A 16155-nucleotide genomic window follows, 5' to 3' on the forward strand; every position below is an offset into this window, starting at 1 on the left:
TCACTACTAATAATGTATCACGAACCCCGCCAAAACGCAACGGTGAATGTCAAGTTATTCGCCCTGACACCACCTCGGGGCGACTGGGCTAAAACAGGCTGTCAAACAGGGACAGCTGGTTCTCGTCGGGCATCGCGTCCAGCACGTGGTTCTCCGTCATGTAGTCGATCAAGGTCTTGGAGACCTTGCCGCGGTTGGCGAGGTCCTCCTTGGACAGGAACGGCTTCTCCTCTCGGGCGGAGACAATCTGCTTAGCGACGTTATCGCCCAGCCCCGGCACCGCGCGGAACGGCGCCAGCAGCGTGTGGTCGTCGACGATGGTGAAGTCGTGGGCGTCGGACTTTTCCACGTCCACCATCTTGATCTTGAAGCCGCGCTCGAGGCACTCGTTGGCGATTTCGAGAATCGTCAAGAGGCTCTTCTCCTTGGCCGAGGCGTCGTTGCCAAGGTCTGTGATCGCCTTCATCGCGGCCTTGACCGCGTCCTTGCCGTGACTCATGGCGGCCAGATCGAAGTCCTCGGCTCGCACCGAGAAGTAGGCCGCGTAGTACACCAGCGGCAGGTAAACCTTGAACCACGCAATGCGCAGTCCCATCAGGTCGTATGCCGCGGCGTGGGCCTTTGGGAACATGTACTTGATTTTCAGGCACGAGTCGATGTACCAGTCCGGCACGTTCTCGTTGTCGCGCATCGCCTGCTGCCAGTCGTCGGAAATCCCGCGGCCCTTTCTGACGTGCTCCATGATGTTGAAGGCCATGGATTCGTCCATGCCCCAGTGAATCAGGTCCATCATGATGTTGTCACGGCAGCCGATCACTTCCTTGATGGTGACGACGCCTTGCTGAATCAGCTCCTCGGCGTTGCCCAGCCACACGTCGGTGCCGTGGGACAGGCCGGAAATCTGAAGCAGCTCGGAGAACTTGGCCGGGTGGGTCTCCTCAAGCATCCCCCGCACGAAGCGGGTCCCAAACTCCGGCACCCCGAGGGTCCCGGTTTTGGAAAAAATCTGCTCGGGCGTCACGTTCAAGATGTCGGGGCTTGAAAACAGCGACATCACGCCGGGGTCGTCCATCGGAATCGACTTTGGATCGATGCCGGACAGGTCCTGGAGCATGCGGATCATGGTCGGGTCATCGTGGCCCAGCACATCCATCTTCAAGATGTTGTCGTGGATCGAGTGGAAATCAAAGTGGGTGGTCATCCACGCGGCGTTTTGGTCGTCGGCCGGGTACTGAATCGGCGAGAAGTCGTAGATGTCCTTGTCGGCCGGCACGATTAGGATGCCGGCCGGGTGCTGGCCGGTGGTTCGCTTGACGCCGGTCGCCCCCTTGGCCAGCCGGTCGATTTCGGCACCGCGCAGCATCTGGCCGGTGTCACGCTCGTAGGCCTTGACGTAGCCATAAGCGGTTTTATCCGCCACGGTGCCGATGGTGCCGGCGCGAAAGGCGTGGTCCTCGCCGAACAGCACCTTGATGTAGTTGTGGGCCACCGGCTGGTAGTCACCGGAGAAGTTCAGATCGATATCCGGCACCTTGTCGCCGTGGAAGCCCAGGAAGGTTTCGAAGGGAATATCTTGGCCGTCCTTGACCATTTCGGTGCCGCAATCCGGGCAGTTCTTGTCCGGCAGGTCAAAGCCCGAGCCGTACTCGCCCTTGGTGAAGAACTCGCTGTGCTGGCACTGGGGGCAGCGATAGTGCGGCGGCAGCGGGTTGATCTCGGTGATGCCAGACATCGTCGCGGCCAAACTTGAGCCGACGGACCCCCGGGAGCCAACCAGGTAGCCGTCCTTGTTGGACTTGAGCACCAGTTGCTGGGCGATGTTGTAGATCACCGAGAAACCGTTGCCGATGATGCTTTTCATCTCCTTGTCCAGCCGCTTTTGCACGATTTCCGGCAGCGGATCGCCGTACAGGCGGTGGGCGGTTCGCATCACGTCGTTGGTCAGGTTCTCCTCGACGCCGGGAATTTCAGGCGTGTAGAGCTTGTCCTTAACCGGGGTGATGTCACCGTCGACCCAATCGGCGACCAGGTGGGTGTTGTCGACCACCAGCTTGTGGGCGACGTCTTGACCCAGCCAGGCAAAATCGTCCAGCATCTCCTGGGTGGAGCGGAAGTGAACGTCCGGTAGGCTGTGGCGGTTCAGCGGGTTGGCCCCGCCTTGGCTGTGAATCAGGATCTTGCGGTAGATCGCATCGGTTTTGTCCAGGTAATGGGCATCGCCGGTCGCCACCACCGGAATGTCGAGCTCGGCGCCGATCTGGATGATTTTGGTGATGATATCCTTGAGGTGGGCCTCGCCTTGAATCAGCTCGGCCTCCCGCAGCGGCAGATAGTTGGCCAGCGGCTGGACCTCCAGGTAGTCGTAGAACCGGGCCCGTTCAAGCGCCTCGGCGTAACCCTTTTGCATCATCGCGGTGAACACGTCGCCGCTTGCGCAGGCCGAGCCGACAATCAGGCCCTCCCGCAGCTTCTGCAGGCGGCTGCGCGGCACTCGCGGCATCCGGTAGTAGGTTTCGACGTTGCTCATCGACACCAGCTTGAACAGATTCTTGAGCCCCGCCTGGGTTTTGGCCAAGATCACGGCGTGGCTGGGCCGGCTTTGCTGCCAGGCGTTGCCGGCCCCGACGCGGTCGTTGAGCTGATCCAGCCGCGTCATGCCGTAAGTTTCGGCCGCCTCTTTCTCCAAGGCGTACATCAGGTAGCCGGTGGCCTCCGCGTCGGCGTTGGCCCGGTGGTGGTGCTCCAGCGAAATCTTGTAGGCGCGGGTCAGCGTGTCCAGTTTGTGGTTCTTGCGCTCCGGGTGCAGCATGCGCGACAGCTCCAGGGTGTCGATCACCGGGTTTTGAATCTTGTCCTCGTTGAGCCGTTGGTAGGCCGCATTCAAAAACCCGACGTCGAAGGTGACGTTGTGGCCGCACATGATGCTGCCGTCGCAAAAATCGCGGAACAGGTGAAGCACCGCTTCCTCGGTTTTGGAGCCACGCACCATGTCATCGGTGATGTTGGTCAGGTTGATGGTGGTTTCAGACAGCGCAAAGCCCGGGTCGATCATCTGCTCGAATTCATCGATCACCTTGCCGTCTTGCATCTTCACGGCGGCCAGCTCGATGATCTTATCGTACACCGCCGACAGCCCCGTGGTTTCGATGTCAAACACCACGTAGGTCTCGGTGGCCAGATCGCGCGGCGCCGTGGCCTGGTAGGCGACCGGGGTGCCGTCGTCGACTAGGTTCACCTCGACGCCGTAGATCATCTTGAGCCCCGCCTTGGCCGCGGCGCTGTGGGCCTCGGGGAAGGCCTGCAGCCCGGCGTGGTCGGTGACGGCGATGGCGGTGTGACCCCAGGCCGCCGCGCGTTTAACGTAGTCCGAGATCGGCGTCATGCCGTCCATTTGGGACATATTGGTGTGCAGGTGAAGCTCGACGCGCTTGTCGCCCGTCGCCGTGTCCTGGGGCTTGTCTTTTTGAACCTCTTGGATGTCTTGGGCGTTGACGGTCAGTTCGCGGGAGTAGTTGTCTTCCTGGACGCTGCCGCGAATGCGCAGCCACATGCCTTCTTGGATGCGGCCGAACACCGCCTCGTCCTCGGCGCCGTTGCTGAACTTCTTGACCAGAAAACTCGAGGTGTAATCGGTCACCTTGAGCATCAAAAGCGACCGCTTGGAGCGCAACTGCCGCACCTCAACGTCGAACACGTACCCTTCGATCAGGACGCTGCGCTCTTCCTGGCTGATGGTGACCATCTGCTGCGGCTCATCGCTCGGACGCAGGCCCCGGCCCAGCTGAACCGGGCCCTCCGGTGCCGCCGCCTCCTGCTTCTCTCGGGCCTGCACCACGGCGGCGGCCCGCTTGGCCAGATCCGCGGCCTCTTGCGCCTTTTGCGCCTGAAACGCGGCCAACTTCGCCTCGGTCTGGGCCGAGTCGACCACCGCGGTCAGGCGCAGGCCGCCAAAGCCGAGGTCGCGGTAGGTTTCCTCGAGCTTCCCCAGCCCCTGTTCAATCATCATCTGCTGCACCGGCTGGTTCTCGGCAACCAACGTGACCCGGCCGTCTCGCAGCTCGGGGGTCTGCTTGGCACACTGCTCGTTGACGATACTCGAGGTGATCTGCGCGTGGGCGATCACGAAGGGCCAGTAGGCGGCGATCAGATCCTGAGTCAGCTCGGGTTGTGCGACCACCACCTTCAGCTCGGTGGTCGCAATCGCCTGAAAGGCCGCGGTCAGATGGGCCTCAAGCTGCGAAAACACCGCAAAGGGCAGCAGCTGCTCAAAGCCAAGGGTGAAGGCGTAGCGCCTGGTCTTTTGGTGAACCACCACCTGCTCCACCCAGCCCGAGCCAAAGCCCGGGTAGTTTGCGATGTCTGCCGGCAGCTTGATTTGCGCCAGCAGCTTGCCGAACATTTCTTGTTTCGATAAGGCCAAAAGTGCCACTCCTTTTTACTTGTGCCGCGCAAAATCGCGCCGATTTTGCGTCATCATCTCATCCTAACCCACCCCATTCGGCGTGGCAACCCCTGCCGCAGGCCAACAAAAAAGCACCGCCACGAAGGCGGTGCGTCGGCTCAGTCGAGTTGAGCCAGGAGAATTTTGAGGGAATTGATCAGCTCGGTGGCCTTGACCTCGAGGGTCTCACCGGACTTGCGCAGCTTGAGCTCGACGATGCCGTCTTCGGCCTTCTTGCCGACCGTGACCCGCACCGGAATGCCGATCAGATCCGCGTCTGCGAACTTGACGCCCGGCCGCTCGTTGCGGTCGTCGACCAGCACACTGTAGCCGGCCTGCTCGAGATCCGCCGCGATGGTGTCGGTCAGCGCCTGCTGATCGGCCTTCTTGAGGTTGACCGGCACGACGTGAACGTCGAACGGCGCAATCGACTTCGGCCACACCAGCCCGTTGTCGTCGAGCGTCTGCTCGGCGATGGCCGACAGCAGGCGGGACACACCGATGCCGTAGGAGCCCATGATGATCGGTTGGGCGCGGCCGTTCTCGTCGAGGAAGGTCGCCCCCATCGCCTTGGTGTAGCGGGTGCCGAGCTTGAAAATGTGCCCGATTTCGATCCCGCGGGTGAACTTCAGCACCCCTTCACCGTCCGGCGACAGCTCGCCTTCCGTGACGAAGCGCACGTCGGCGAACTGCTCCGGCGTGAAGTCGCGGCCGATGTTGACGTTTTGCAGGTGCTTGCCGGCGGCGTTGGCCCCGGCCACCAGGTTGGTCAGGCCGTTCAGGCTCTCATCGGCAATCACCCGAATGGCTTCGTCAACCCCGACCGGGCCGATATTGCCGATTTCGGTGTGCATCGTGGCCAACACCTGCTCCGGTGTGGCCATGTCCAGAAAGTCCGCGCCGAGCAGGTTCTTGAGCTTGACATCGTTGACCTCGTAATCACCGCGAACCAGCACCAACACGGGCTGCTCATCGGCGATGAACAGCACGGACTTGATGATCTGGCTGGCCGGCACCGCAAGTGTTTCGGCGACTTCCTCGATGGTCTTGGCGGCGCCGGTGTCGACGGTGGCCAAAGGCTGCGCGTCTTCGTGGCTGCGCATCGGCACCGTCAGGCTCTTGGCCATTTCCAGGTTGGCGGCGTAATCGGAGGTGTCGGAGTACACAATCGTGTCCTCGCCGATCGGCGCAATCGCGGAGAACTCCTTGGAGTCCTTGCCGCCCATCGCCCCGCCGTCGCCGATGATGGCGCGAAACTGCAGGCCCAGCCGGTTGAAAATGTTAGTGTAGGCCTTTTCCATCTGCTTGTAGATGACGTCCAAATCCGCCTCGTTGGCAGTGAAGGAGTAGTCGTCGAGCATGATGAACTCGCGGCCGCGCAGCAGCCCGTAGCGCGGCCGGTCCTCGTCGCGGAACTTGGTTTGAATTTGGTAAAGCACCAGCGGCATCTTCTTGTAGGAGTTCAGCTGGTTTTTGACCAAGTCCGTGAAGGTCTCCTCGTGCGTCGGCCCCAAGATGAAGTCGCGGTCGTGGCGGTCCTTGAACTTGAACAGGTTCGGCCCGTACGTCTCGTAGCGGCCGGACTGCTGCCACAGCTCGGCCGGCAGGATGGCCGGCATCTGCATCTTCACCGCGTCGATTTTTTGCATTTCGTCGTCGATGATGGCCTCGATGTTGGTCAAAACCCGGTAGGCCAGCGGCAAGTAGGCGTAAACCCCGGCCGACACCTGGCGAATGAAGCCGGAACGCAGCATCATCTGGTGGGACTTGGCCTCGGCGGTGCTAGGCACCTCTTTAACGGTAGGAATGAATAAGCGAGATTGTTTCAAGAAATTGCCTCCAAAGTGAGCGCGTGACCCGCGAATCGCCCGTGGATCACGCATTTGCGAACACCGGCAGAACCGCCGGCGGTTTGGGTCAGAATGCGCGAAGGATGTCGTTGATGGTCACGGCCACCAACAGCGCGAGCATCAGCCCGGCGCCGATCATCGTGACCAGCCCCTCCTTCTCCTGCGACAGCGGCTTGCGCCGAATCATTTCGATCAGGTTCAGCAGAATTTTACCGCCGTCGAGCACGGGAATCGGAATCAGGTTCATGATGCCCAGGTTGATGCTGAGCATCCCCAAAAACAGGACCAGGGTGCTGAAGCCACCGGCCGCGGCCTGGCTGGTCATCGTGTAAATGCCGACCGGGCCGGCCAGCTTGTTCAAGGAGAACTGGCCGGTCACCAGCTGCTTGAGCACATGCACGATGGAGCTTGCGATGTACCAAGACTGGGAGAAGCCGTACTTGACGGCCGTGCCGATGCGCCGGTCAACCGCCGGGGTGACCCCGATCAGGCCCTTTTTGGTCGGGGTGATGGTTAGCATCTGCGTCTCGCCGCCCTGCACCACCTGGACCTTCATCGCCTCACCCTTGTGCTTGGCGACAATCGGGCTGAGGTCGGTGAACTTGTGAATCGCCTGCCCGGCCACCGTCTGAATCTTGGCGTCGGCGGCAAGCCCCGCCTTGGCCGCCGGTGAGCCGGCCTGAACGCCGCCAATCTGGTTGGTGTTCAGGTTGGCCACGCCCGAGGCCAGCGCAAAGCCGATGAAGACCAGAATCGCCAGGATGAAGTTGTTCATCGGCCCGGCGAAGTTGACCAAAAGCCGCTTCCACACCGGCGCGTTTTGAAACTGCACGTCGTCTGGGGCGATCACCACCTCGGTGTCGTCCTCTTCGATGATGGTCGCGTCGTGGTCGACGTGCCAGGTTCGCAGCTCGGACTCGTCGCCGTTGGCGTAGCCTTCGACAACCAGGTCGTGAACCAAGTCGACCTTGGCCACCTGCAACGGAATGCCGCCTTGCAGGGTGGTTTTGCTCGACAGGTTCAGGCGCGTGACCACGTTGTCGGCGTTGGTTTCGATGGCCAGCATGGTCCCCGGCTTGATCGCGTCGTCTTCGTCTTGCCAGCCGGCCATGCGAACGTAGCCGCCCAGCGGCAAGAGCCGCAGCGTGTAAGTCGTGTGGTTGCGGTGCCAGGCGACGAGTTTGGGCCCCATGCCGATGGAGAACTCACGCACCAAAATCCCCGCCCACTTAGCGAAGATGAAGTGGCCGAACTCGTGGACCAGCACCAAAATCACGAAGACGATGAGAAACGCAATGATTGTGGTCATTCAGCCACCTCCTAAACGATGCCGAACAGATGCAGCATCGGCAGCACCAACAGCAGGCTGTCGAAGCGATCGAGAATGCCGCCGTGGCCCGGCAGAATTTTGCCCGAGTCCTTCACGCCGTAGTAGCGCTTGAGCGCGGACTCCACCAAGTCGCCGAGGCTGCCGATCACGCTCAGGAAAAGCGCGATGCCCATCATCGGCCAAAACGGGTAGAACTGCGGGAAAAACTGCAGGTAAATCGCCGCAAAAATCAGCGCGACGACATTGCCGCCGAGCGACCCTTCCCAGGTCTTGTTGGGGCTAATCGCCGGCCACAACTTGTGCTTGCCGAACGCCCGGCCGCAAAAATACGCGCCGGAGTCGGTCAGCCACACCACCAAAAGCGCAAACATCAGCGTGTCGAGCCCGGCATCGTTGCGAACCGTGATCAGGTTGTGGAACCCAGTGCCGATGTAAAACAGCGAGATGGTCGCGATGCCGGCGTCGTCGTAGGTCGTCTTGTTCTTGCTGGCGACGGTGTGAAGCAGCAGCAGCACGACGACCACGTAAATCAGATCCAGCCGCGTGATGTTTTGGGGCAGCCAGGCGAAAAGGTGATCGGGCAAGGTGACCAGAAGCACCCCGAGGCCGGCCAGCAGGAAGTCGAACGACATGATAATGCGCTTGCGCATGATGAAGATCTCGGACATGCCGACCACGGCCAGGGCCGAAGCGGCGATTTCAAGCCACCAGCCGCCTTCGTACAGAATCGGAATGAAGATGGCCAAGGCGACCACCGCCGTGATGATGCGTTGTCTCATAGGTATTGCCTCCTAACGATTCGAATCGATGCCGCCGAAGCGCCGGTCGCGCGACTGGTACTCGGCGATGGCCGACTCGAGGGCGGCCGGCGAGAAGTCCGGCCAATAAGCCGGCGTGAACACCAACTCGCTGTATGCCAGCTGCCACAGCAGGAAGTTGGACAGCCGCTCCTCGCCGCTGGTGCGAATCAAAAGATCTGGGTCTGCACGGTCGCCGAGGCGCCGGGTCATCAGGTGAGCCGCAATGGTGTCGGCGTCGATAGCGGCCGGGTCCAAGGTCCCAGCCGCCGCGGCCGTTGCGATGGCGCGGGTCGCCTCAATCAGCTCGTCGCGGCCGCCGTAGTTCAGGGCGAAATTCAGAATCATGCCGGTGTTGGCGGCGCTGTCCGCCTCGGCCTGGGCGGCAGCCTGGCGGGTTTTGGCCGGTAGCGCGTCCAGCTCGCCCATCACCTGCACCCGCACGTTTTCTTCGATTAGCTCCGGCATGAAGACATTGAAGAAGTCGACCGGCAGGCTCATCAGGTAGTTGACCTCCGAGTCCGGCCGCTTCCAGTTCTCGGTGGAAAAAGCGTACAGCGTCAGCACCTTGATGCCCAGCCGGCTGGCGGCCTTGGTGATCACCTTGACGTTTTCCATGCCCTGCTTGTGGCCGGCAATGCGGGGCAAAAAGCGCTTCTTCGCCCAGCGACCGTTGCCGTCCATGATGATGGCCACATGGGCCGGAATTCGCGCCGGGTCCAGCGCCGTGGTTTGTTTATCCCCGAACACAAAATGCCTCCTCTTGACACCGGGCCGCGCCCGGTCATTCTAGACGATTGTATCAGACCGCACCCCGGGCAACAACCGCGGCCGGCCGCTTCCCGCAAGATTTGCCCGAATGCCGCGACTAAATTGGCCCGACTGCGACAAGAAAAGGCCGGCGAGGCATCGCCGACCTTTGCGGGAATCGATTCGGGGTTAACCCTCTTTGATCTCTTGTTCCTTCTCCGCCGCAATCGCGTCGATGCGCTTGGTTGCGTCGTCCGTCACCTTTTGCACGTCTTTTTCCGTGCGGTGCAGGTCGTCTTCCGTGATAGCGGAGGCCTTCTCCTGCTTTTTGGCCTTGTCCAGGGCATCGCGGCGGATGTTTCTGATGGCAATCTTGGCCTCTTCGGCGTACTTGCCGACTTCCTTGGCAATTTCCTGGCGGCGCTCACCGGTGAGCTGCGGCACGACCAGGCGAATCGCGTTGCCGTCGTTGGTCGGGTTGATGCCAAGATCGGAGGCGTTCAGGGCCGAGTCAATCGCCTTGAGGGCCGTCTTGTCGTACGGGCTGACCATCAGGACGCGGGGTTCCGGAATCGTAATCGCCGCCACCTGGTTGAGCGGTGTCATCACCCCGTAATACTCGACTTCGATGCGGTTGAGCAGGCTCGCGTTGGCGCGGCCGGCCCGGATGTTCCCAAGTTCACGCGCAAAGGCGGCCTCGGTTTTTTGCATCAGCTGCTTGGCGTTGTCAATAATCTCATTGGCCATCTGTTATTCTCTCCCTTTGATGGTCGTCCCGATGTTTTCGCCTTCGACGACCCGCTTAATGTTGTCTGGTTCGTTCAAGTTAAACACGACTAACGGAATGTCGTTGTCCATGGATAAGGTGCTGGCGGTGGAGTCCATCACGTGCAGGTTCTTGTTGATGATGTCCAGGTGGCTGAGCTCCTCAAACTTCACGGCCGAGCTGTCCTTGTTCGGGTCGGCGGAGTAGACCCCGTCGACGCCGTTTTTGGCCATCAAGATCACGTCGGCGCCGATTTCGGCCGCCCGCAACGCGCTGGTGGTGTCGGTGCTGAAGTATGGGTTGCCGGTGCCGCCGGCAAAAATCACCACGCGGCCCTTCTCCAGGTGCCGCACGGCCTTGCGCCGAATGTACGGCTCGGCGATCTGGCGCATCTCGATGGAGGTCTGCACCCGCGTCGGCACTCCGAGGCTTTCGAGGTTGTCTTGCAGCGCCAGGCCGTTCATCACGGTCGCCAGCATCCCCATGTAGTCGGCCTGGGCGCGTTCCATGCCCATTTCGGCGCCGGTTTCGCCGCGCCAGATGTTGCCGCCGCCGCAGACGATCGCAATCTGGACGCCGAGGTCATGCACGGTCTTGATCTGCTCGGCGATTTTTCGGATCACCGGCGGCTTGATGCCGAAGCCTTCCTTGCCGGCCAGGGCCTCGCCGCTGACCTTCAGTACGATTCGCTTGTATTTCACCATGTTCACGTTTCCTTCCGTTAGTTGCTGTCAATAGTTTATCACAAAGCCGGCGCCGACACGAGGCGAAACTCCCGTGCCGCCAGGACCGTGTGCCCACGACCGCGGCCTTGCGACCACCGCAAGCCGCTGGCGCCAAGCCCCCGTGGCCGCAAAAAAAGCGTGCCGCAGCACGCTTCATGCGAGTCTTACTTGACCTGACCCATCACTTCGTCAACGAAGTCGTCTTGCTTCTTTTCGATGCCTTCGCCGACTTCGAAGCGAACGAAGCCCTTGACGGTGCCGTTCTTGCTCTTGGCGTATTCGGCCACGGTCTTGTCGGAATCCTTGACGAATTCCTGGTCGACCAGGGAGATTTCGCTCAGCCACTTGTTGACACGGCCCTCAACGATGCGTGGCACGATCTTTTCAGGTTTGCCTTCGGCCTTGGTCTCCTCGGTGAAGACCGCGGTTTCGTGTTCGAGTTCGGCGGCCGGCACCTGGGTGCGGTCGAGGTACTTCGGGTTGATCGCGGCGACGTGCATCGCGATGTCACGCGCGGTTTCCTCGTCGGCCCCGTCAACCGTTACCAAAGCGGCGATCTGGCCGCCGTTGTGCAGGTAGGCGCCGAAGTTTTCGCTGGCGGTTTTTTCAACCAGCTGGAAGCGACGGAGGCTAATCTTCTCACCGATTACGGCGGTCAGGGCCTTGGCGGCAGCGTCGATGGCAACCCCGTCGAGTTCGAGGGCCAAGGCCGCGTCGAGGTCGGCTGGCTTGTTGGCCACGATGGCGGCGCCGACCTGCTTGACGAAGTCCTTGAACTTGTCGTTGGCCGCAACGTAGTCGGTTTCGGAGTTCACTTCGATCACCGCGGCGGTGTTGCCGGCGATGGCGATGTCGGCCAGGCCCTCGGCGGCGACGTTGCCCGCCTTCTTGGCAGCCTTGGCCAGGCCCTTTTCGCGCAGGACGTCGATGGCCTTGTCCATGTCACCGTCGGCGGCCACCAAGGCCTTCTTGGCGTCCATCATGCCGACCTGGGTGCGATCGCGTAATTCCTTCACTTGTGCAGCAGTAATTGCCATGTTAGTCGTTCCTCCTAGTGTGTGCTTGTTTTCAAAAAAAGCCGCCGATTGTCTTGCAAAAGATATGCGAAACGGTCGGCGGCCATGTTATAGCGTATTATTCGGCATCCTGGTTGTCGCCTTCAACGGCTTCAACGATGTCTTCGATGGAATCGACCTTGGCGTCGCCTGCGGCTTGCTCAACCGGTGCAGCGTCTTCTTGGTCTTCGCCCTGGTTGCCTTCAACGATCGCATCGGCCATCTTTGCCGTGATCAGGCGAACGGCGCGAATCGCATCGTCGTTCGACGGGATGATGACATCGATGTCGTCTGGGTCGGTGTTGGTATCGACCATCGCAACGATCGGGATGTTCAGCTTTTGTGCTTCCTGAACCGCAATCTTTTCCTTGCGTGGGTCAACGATGAACAGCACGTCTGGAATGCGTGGCATGTCTTCGATCCCGCCGAGGAACTTGGTCAGCTTCTCTTGCTGCTTCTTGAGCAGGGAAACTTCCTTCTTCGGCAGCTTGTCGAAGGTGCCGTCTTCGGCCATCTTCTTGATGTCCTTGAGGCGCTTGATCCGGGTCTGGATGGTGTTCCAGTTGGTCAGCGTGCCGCCGAGCCAGCGGTGGTTGACGTAGAACTGGCCGGCGCGGGTCGCTTCTTCGGCAATCGCGTCTTGGGCCTGCTTCTTGGTCCCGACGAACAGGAACACGCCACCGTCAGCGGCCTCTTCCTTGACGAAGTTGTAGGCGTCGTCAACCATCTTAACGGTCTTTTGCAGATCGATGATGTAGATGCCGTTGCGTTCCGTGAAGATGAATGGCTTCATCTTCGGGTTCCAGCGACGGGTCTGGTGACCGAAGTGGACACCGGCTTCAAGCAGTTGCTTCATGCTTAATACAGACATGTGTAGTCCTCCAATATGGTTTTTTCCTCTTCCAACGCTCACCTCGCAGGCAGACTGCAACGCAGCACCGCGCCTTCGATCACGCCGGAATGTGAGTTGTGTTTTCACACTTGGTCAAGTATACAAAAGGCCGGCCGGTTTGACAAGCATTATCGCTTGACATCACCAAGAAATATCGTGTGCGGCCAAGAAGGCCTCCTTGGCCGCGCGGCTTTGGTGCTTGAAGTGCCACTCCGCCGACAAGGCGTCGTGCTTGGTCGCAAAGGCCGCCGCGTAAAGCAGCCGCACCGGCCGCCGCCGCATGGTGTACTTGGCGCCCTTGCCGGCGTTGTGGGTGGCGACGCGCTGGCCGACGTCATCGGTGAAGCCGCCGTAGAAGGTCCCATCCGCGCAAAGCAGGACATAAAAATAGTAGGGTTTAGCCATAAAGCAGTCGGGTCACCTCCGCGCCGTAGTGACCGTCGGGGCCGTAAACCGTCAGCGGCGGCAGGATGCGCATGCCATCGGGCTTGCCGGCCTTGATGCCCTCGATCAAGACCATGTTGGCCTCACGCTCGGCCTTGGGATGCACGAACCGCACCCGCTTGGGCGCAAGGCCGGCCGCCACCATCGTGGACAACAGCTCCGCCAACCGGTCCGGCCGGTGAACAAAAAAGGCCTTACCCTGGTACTTCAGCAGCCCGGCGGTCACCTCACACACGGTCTTGAAGTCGGTGGTCAGCTCGTGGCGGGCCAGCGCCAAGTGCTGGTTGGGATTTTGGACGCTTCCGGGTTGCACTTTGAAGTACGGCGGGTTGCAGGTGACCACGTCGACCGAATCGTTGGCCACCACCCGGCTTGCGTCCTTGAGGTCCAGCCGATGCACGTCGACGTGCTCAAACCCGTTCAGGGCCACCGAACGTTGGGCCATGTCGGCCAGGCGCGGCTGCAGCTCGATCAAGGTCACCTGCCCCTTTGTGCGTGGCGCCACGAACAGCCCCACCGCGCCGTTGCCGGCCGCCAGATCCACCACCCGCGACGTTTTTTTGACCTCGGCGAAGGCGGCCAAAAGCACCGCGTCCAGCGAAAACGCAAACACCGTCTTGGATTGAATGAGGCGCACGCCTTGGCTTTGGAGCTGGTCGATGCGCTCGTCGTCTAGTAAGTCCATGTTCTCCCCCCTGCTGTTGCCTCTTATCATACCATCTGGCGCTAGGCGACGCACGGGCGTGTGGTATAATGATGCCAGCAAAAATCCACAAAGGAAGTGGCCAGATGTTTTACCGATTCATCCGCGTCGTCGCCCGGTTTTTGATCTTCATCATCAACGGCAACACGCACTACGAGAATAAAGCGGCGCTGCCCAAGGGGCCGTACGTGCTGGTGGGGCCGCACCGCACCTGGTGGGACCCCATCTTTTTTGCCGTGGCCGGCTCGCCGCGGCGCTACGGCTTCATGGCCAAGGAGGAGCTGTTTCACAACCCCATCCTGCGCTGGATTCTGGTCCACGCCAATGCCTTTGGCGTCAACCGCGCCAACCCCGGCCCGAGCGTGATCAAGACGCCGGTCAAGATGATCAAAAACCAGGACCTGTCGATCATCGTCTTTCCCTCCGGCACGCGCTACTCCAACCAGCTCAAGGGCGGGGCGATTTTGATCGCCAAGCTCGCCCGGGTGCCGCTGGTGCCGGCCGTCTACCAGGGCCCGGTTCGCTTCTCGCAGCTGTTCTTGCGCAAGCGCGTCACCGTTCGCTTCGGCGAGCCGATCGCCGTGCCCGGCGGCCGGCTGACCGAAGACCAGACGCAGGCCATCGGCGATCAGATGCAGGCGGCCTTTGACGCGATCGACCACGCGATTGACCCGAACTTCACCTACGTGCCGGACCAAAAGAAGTACGAGCTGGAGAAAAAGGCGGGCAAACTCAAGTGACGCCGCCCAGAAAGGACCACCCCATGACGTTTTGGCAACGACTGACCGTTAAGCCCGACTTGGACCGAACGCTTTCGGCCGACCACCAGCTGGCGCGAACGCTGACCACCCGCGACCTGATCGCCTTGGGCATCGGCGCCGTCATCGGCACCGGCATCTTCATCCTGCCCGGCACGGTCGCGGCGACCACCAGCGGCCCCGGCATCACGCTGGCCTTCGTGCTGGCCGCCGTCGTCTGCAGCCTGGCCGCGATGTGCTACGCGGAGTTCGCCTCCGCCCTGCCGGTGGCCGGCTCCGCCTACGCTTACGGCAACATCGTGTTCGGCCAGGTGTTCGGCTGGATCATCGGCTGGGCGCTGATTCTCGAGTACATGCTGGCGGTGGCCGCGGTTTCCACCAGCTTTGCCGCCTACTTCCAAAGCCTGCTCAGCGGGTTTCACCTCGCCTTGCCCCACGCCTTAGCCGGGGCCTTCGACCCGGCCCACGGCACCTACGTCAACCTGATCGCCGTGGTGGTGGTGCTGATCATCGGCTTCATGCTGTCGCGCGGCATGTCGACCTCGATGAAGGTCAACCGGGCGATGGTGGTGGTGAAGCTTGCGATCATCGCCTTGTTCGTGGTCGTCGGCGCCTTTTACATCCGGCCGCTGAACTGGCAGCCCTACCTGCCCTTCGGCTACAAGGGCGTGCTGGCCGGCGCGTCGTTGGTGTTTTTCGCCTACCTCGGCTTCGACGCCGTGTCGGCCTCGGCGCCGGAAGTGCGCGACCCGCAAAAAACGCTGCCGCGCGGCATCATCGGCACTCTGATTATCGCCACTTTGCTGTACGTCGCCGTGGCGGTGGTGTTGACCGGCATCGTCTCTTACACCAGGCTTGACGTCGCCGACCCGGTTTCCTTTGCGCTGACTGTGATTCACCAACCGCAGCTGGGCGGCATCATCGCAGTCGGCGCCTTGGCTGGTATGTTCACGATGATGGTCACCATGATCTACTCGTCCAGTCGCCTGGTCTACGCCATCGGCCGCGACGGCCTGCTGCCGGCCTGGTTCGGCCGAGTTCGCCAGCAGCTGCCGGAAAACGCGCTGTGGACCGTCACGCTGATCATCGCGGTGATGGGCGGCCTGGTGCCTTTGACCCAGCTGGTCAACCTGGTCAACATCGGGACGCTGATCGCCTTTGCCTTCGTGTCTTTGGGCATCATTCCGCTCAGGCGCCACGAGCGCATCGACAACCCCGGCTTCAAGGTGCCGGGCTACCCGGTGGTGCCGATTGTCTCGTTTTTGTTTTGCCTGCTTTTGATGAGTCAGCTGAGCCGCGAGACCTGGCTGATGAGCCTGGTGTGGTTCGGGCTCGGCCTGGTCGTGTACTTCGCCTATGGCTTCCGGCATGCGACCGCACATCATTAACCAAGACCGTTGCAAGCGCCTGGTGCCAGGCGCTTTTTTGGTTGACCAAAGCTGCCGAAGCGCATGTCTGACGGCGTGAGCTTAAAAATTGACGGCCACAATGGCAGGGCTTACACTGGTTTTGGATGATTATTCGTAAGCACCCAATAATCGACCGTCTTGCAAACTGAGAAGGGCCGCAATCCTATTTTTGGATTGCGACCCTTCATTGCTTACGCGGTTTCGCTAGTTGCTGGCTTTAGATGCTGATTCCAAG

Annotated in this window: 13 protein-coding genes; 2 read left to right on the forward strand and 11 right to left on the reverse strand. The window is 61.1% G+C overall.

Going from position 1 to position 16155, the window contains the following annotated elements:
• Window positions 1-88: 88 nt before the first annotated feature.
• The 11 genes from NUH19_RS10320 to NUH19_RS10370 all read right to left on the reverse strand — a co-directional run bounded on the left by NUH19_RS10320 (window position 89) and on the right by NUH19_RS10370 (window position 13735).
• Window positions 89-4420, reverse strand: a complete 4332-nt coding sequence (locus NUH19_RS10320; RefSeq protein ID WP_262316474.1) for a PolC-type DNA polymerase III — start codon at window positions 4418-4420, stop codon at window positions 89-91.
• Between the two features lie 140 nt (window positions 4421-4560).
• The gene (locus tag NUH19_RS10325) at window positions 4561-6270 is read right to left on the reverse strand and encodes a proline--tRNA ligase (protein WP_262316475.1); all 1710 of its coding nucleotides are present in this window, start codon (window positions 6268-6270) and stop codon (window positions 4561-4563) included.
• Window positions 6271-6358: 88 nt separating this feature from the next.
• Window positions 6359-7600 (reverse strand): RIP metalloprotease RseP, encoded by a 1242-nt coding sequence (gene rseP / locus NUH19_RS10330; RefSeq protein WP_262316476.1) that lies wholly within the window; start codon window positions 7598-7600, stop codon window positions 6359-6361.
• 11 nt (window positions 7601-7611) lie between these two features.
• A complete protein-coding gene (locus NUH19_RS10335; RefSeq protein ID WP_262316477.1) occupies window positions 7612-8400 on the reverse strand; it encodes a phosphatidate cytidylyltransferase in 789 nt (262 codons plus the stop codon).
• A gap of 12 nt (window positions 8401-8412) precedes the next feature.
• Window positions 8413-9168, reverse strand: coding sequence for an isoprenyl transferase (locus tag NUH19_RS10340; RefSeq protein ID WP_262316478.1), 756 nt, complete (start codon window positions 9166-9168; stop codon window positions 8413-8415).
• A 189-nt stretch (window positions 9169-9357) separates the two neighbouring features.
• Entirely contained in the window at window positions 9358-9915 is a 558-nt protein-coding gene (frr, locus tag NUH19_RS10345) for a ribosome recycling factor (RefSeq protein WP_262316479.1), read from the reverse strand.
• 3 nt (window positions 9916-9918) lie between these two features.
• Window positions 9919-10638, reverse strand: a complete 720-nt coding sequence (gene pyrH, locus NUH19_RS10350) for a UMP kinase (protein WP_262316480.1) — start codon at window positions 10636-10638, stop codon at window positions 9919-9921.
• Between the two features lie 185 nt (window positions 10639-10823).
• Complete coding sequence (gene tsf, locus NUH19_RS10355) at window positions 10824-11696, reverse strand: translation elongation factor Ts (protein ID WP_262316481.1); 873 nt, start codon at window positions 11694-11696, stop codon at window positions 10824-10826.
• A gap of 97 nt (window positions 11697-11793) precedes the next feature.
• Window positions 11794-12585, reverse strand: coding sequence for a 30S ribosomal protein S2 (rpsB, locus tag NUH19_RS10360; protein WP_262316482.1), 792 nt, complete (start codon window positions 12583-12585; stop codon window positions 11794-11796).
• Window positions 12586-12747: 162 nt separating this feature from the next.
• Complete coding sequence (locus NUH19_RS10365; protein WP_262316483.1) at window positions 12748-13011, reverse strand: GIY-YIG nuclease family protein; 264 nt, start codon at window positions 13009-13011, stop codon at window positions 12748-12750.
• Window positions 13004-13735, reverse strand: coding sequence for a tRNA1(Val) (adenine(37)-N6)-methyltransferase (locus NUH19_RS10370; protein WP_262316484.1), 732 nt, complete (start codon window positions 13733-13735; stop codon window positions 13004-13006). Before NUH19_RS10370 ends, NUH19_RS10365 begins: the two co-directional genes overlap by 8 nt.
• A 104-nt stretch (window positions 13736-13839) precedes the next feature.
• Between NUH19_RS10370 and NUH19_RS10375 the strand changes: the two genes are divergently transcribed.
• Together NUH19_RS10375 and NUH19_RS10380 are read left to right on the forward strand one after the other, a co-directional pair.
• Complete coding sequence (locus tag NUH19_RS10375) at window positions 13840-14493, forward strand: lysophospholipid acyltransferase family protein (RefSeq protein WP_262316485.1); 654 nt, start codon at window positions 13840-13842, stop codon at window positions 14491-14493.
• A gap of 23 nt (window positions 14494-14516) precedes the next feature.
• On the forward strand, window positions 14517-15899 hold the full coding sequence (locus NUH19_RS10380) for an APC family permease (protein ID WP_262316486.1): 1383 nt from the start codon (window positions 14517-14519) through the stop codon (window positions 15897-15899).
• Window positions 15900-16155: the final 256 nt, after the last annotated feature.

Origin of the sequence: Lacticaseibacillus parakribbianus (assembly GCF_025490915.1) — a bacterium.
In the GTDB taxonomy this organism is placed as follows: Bacteria; Bacillota; Bacilli; order Lactobacillales; family Lactobacillaceae; genus Lacticaseibacillus; species Lacticaseibacillus parakribbianus.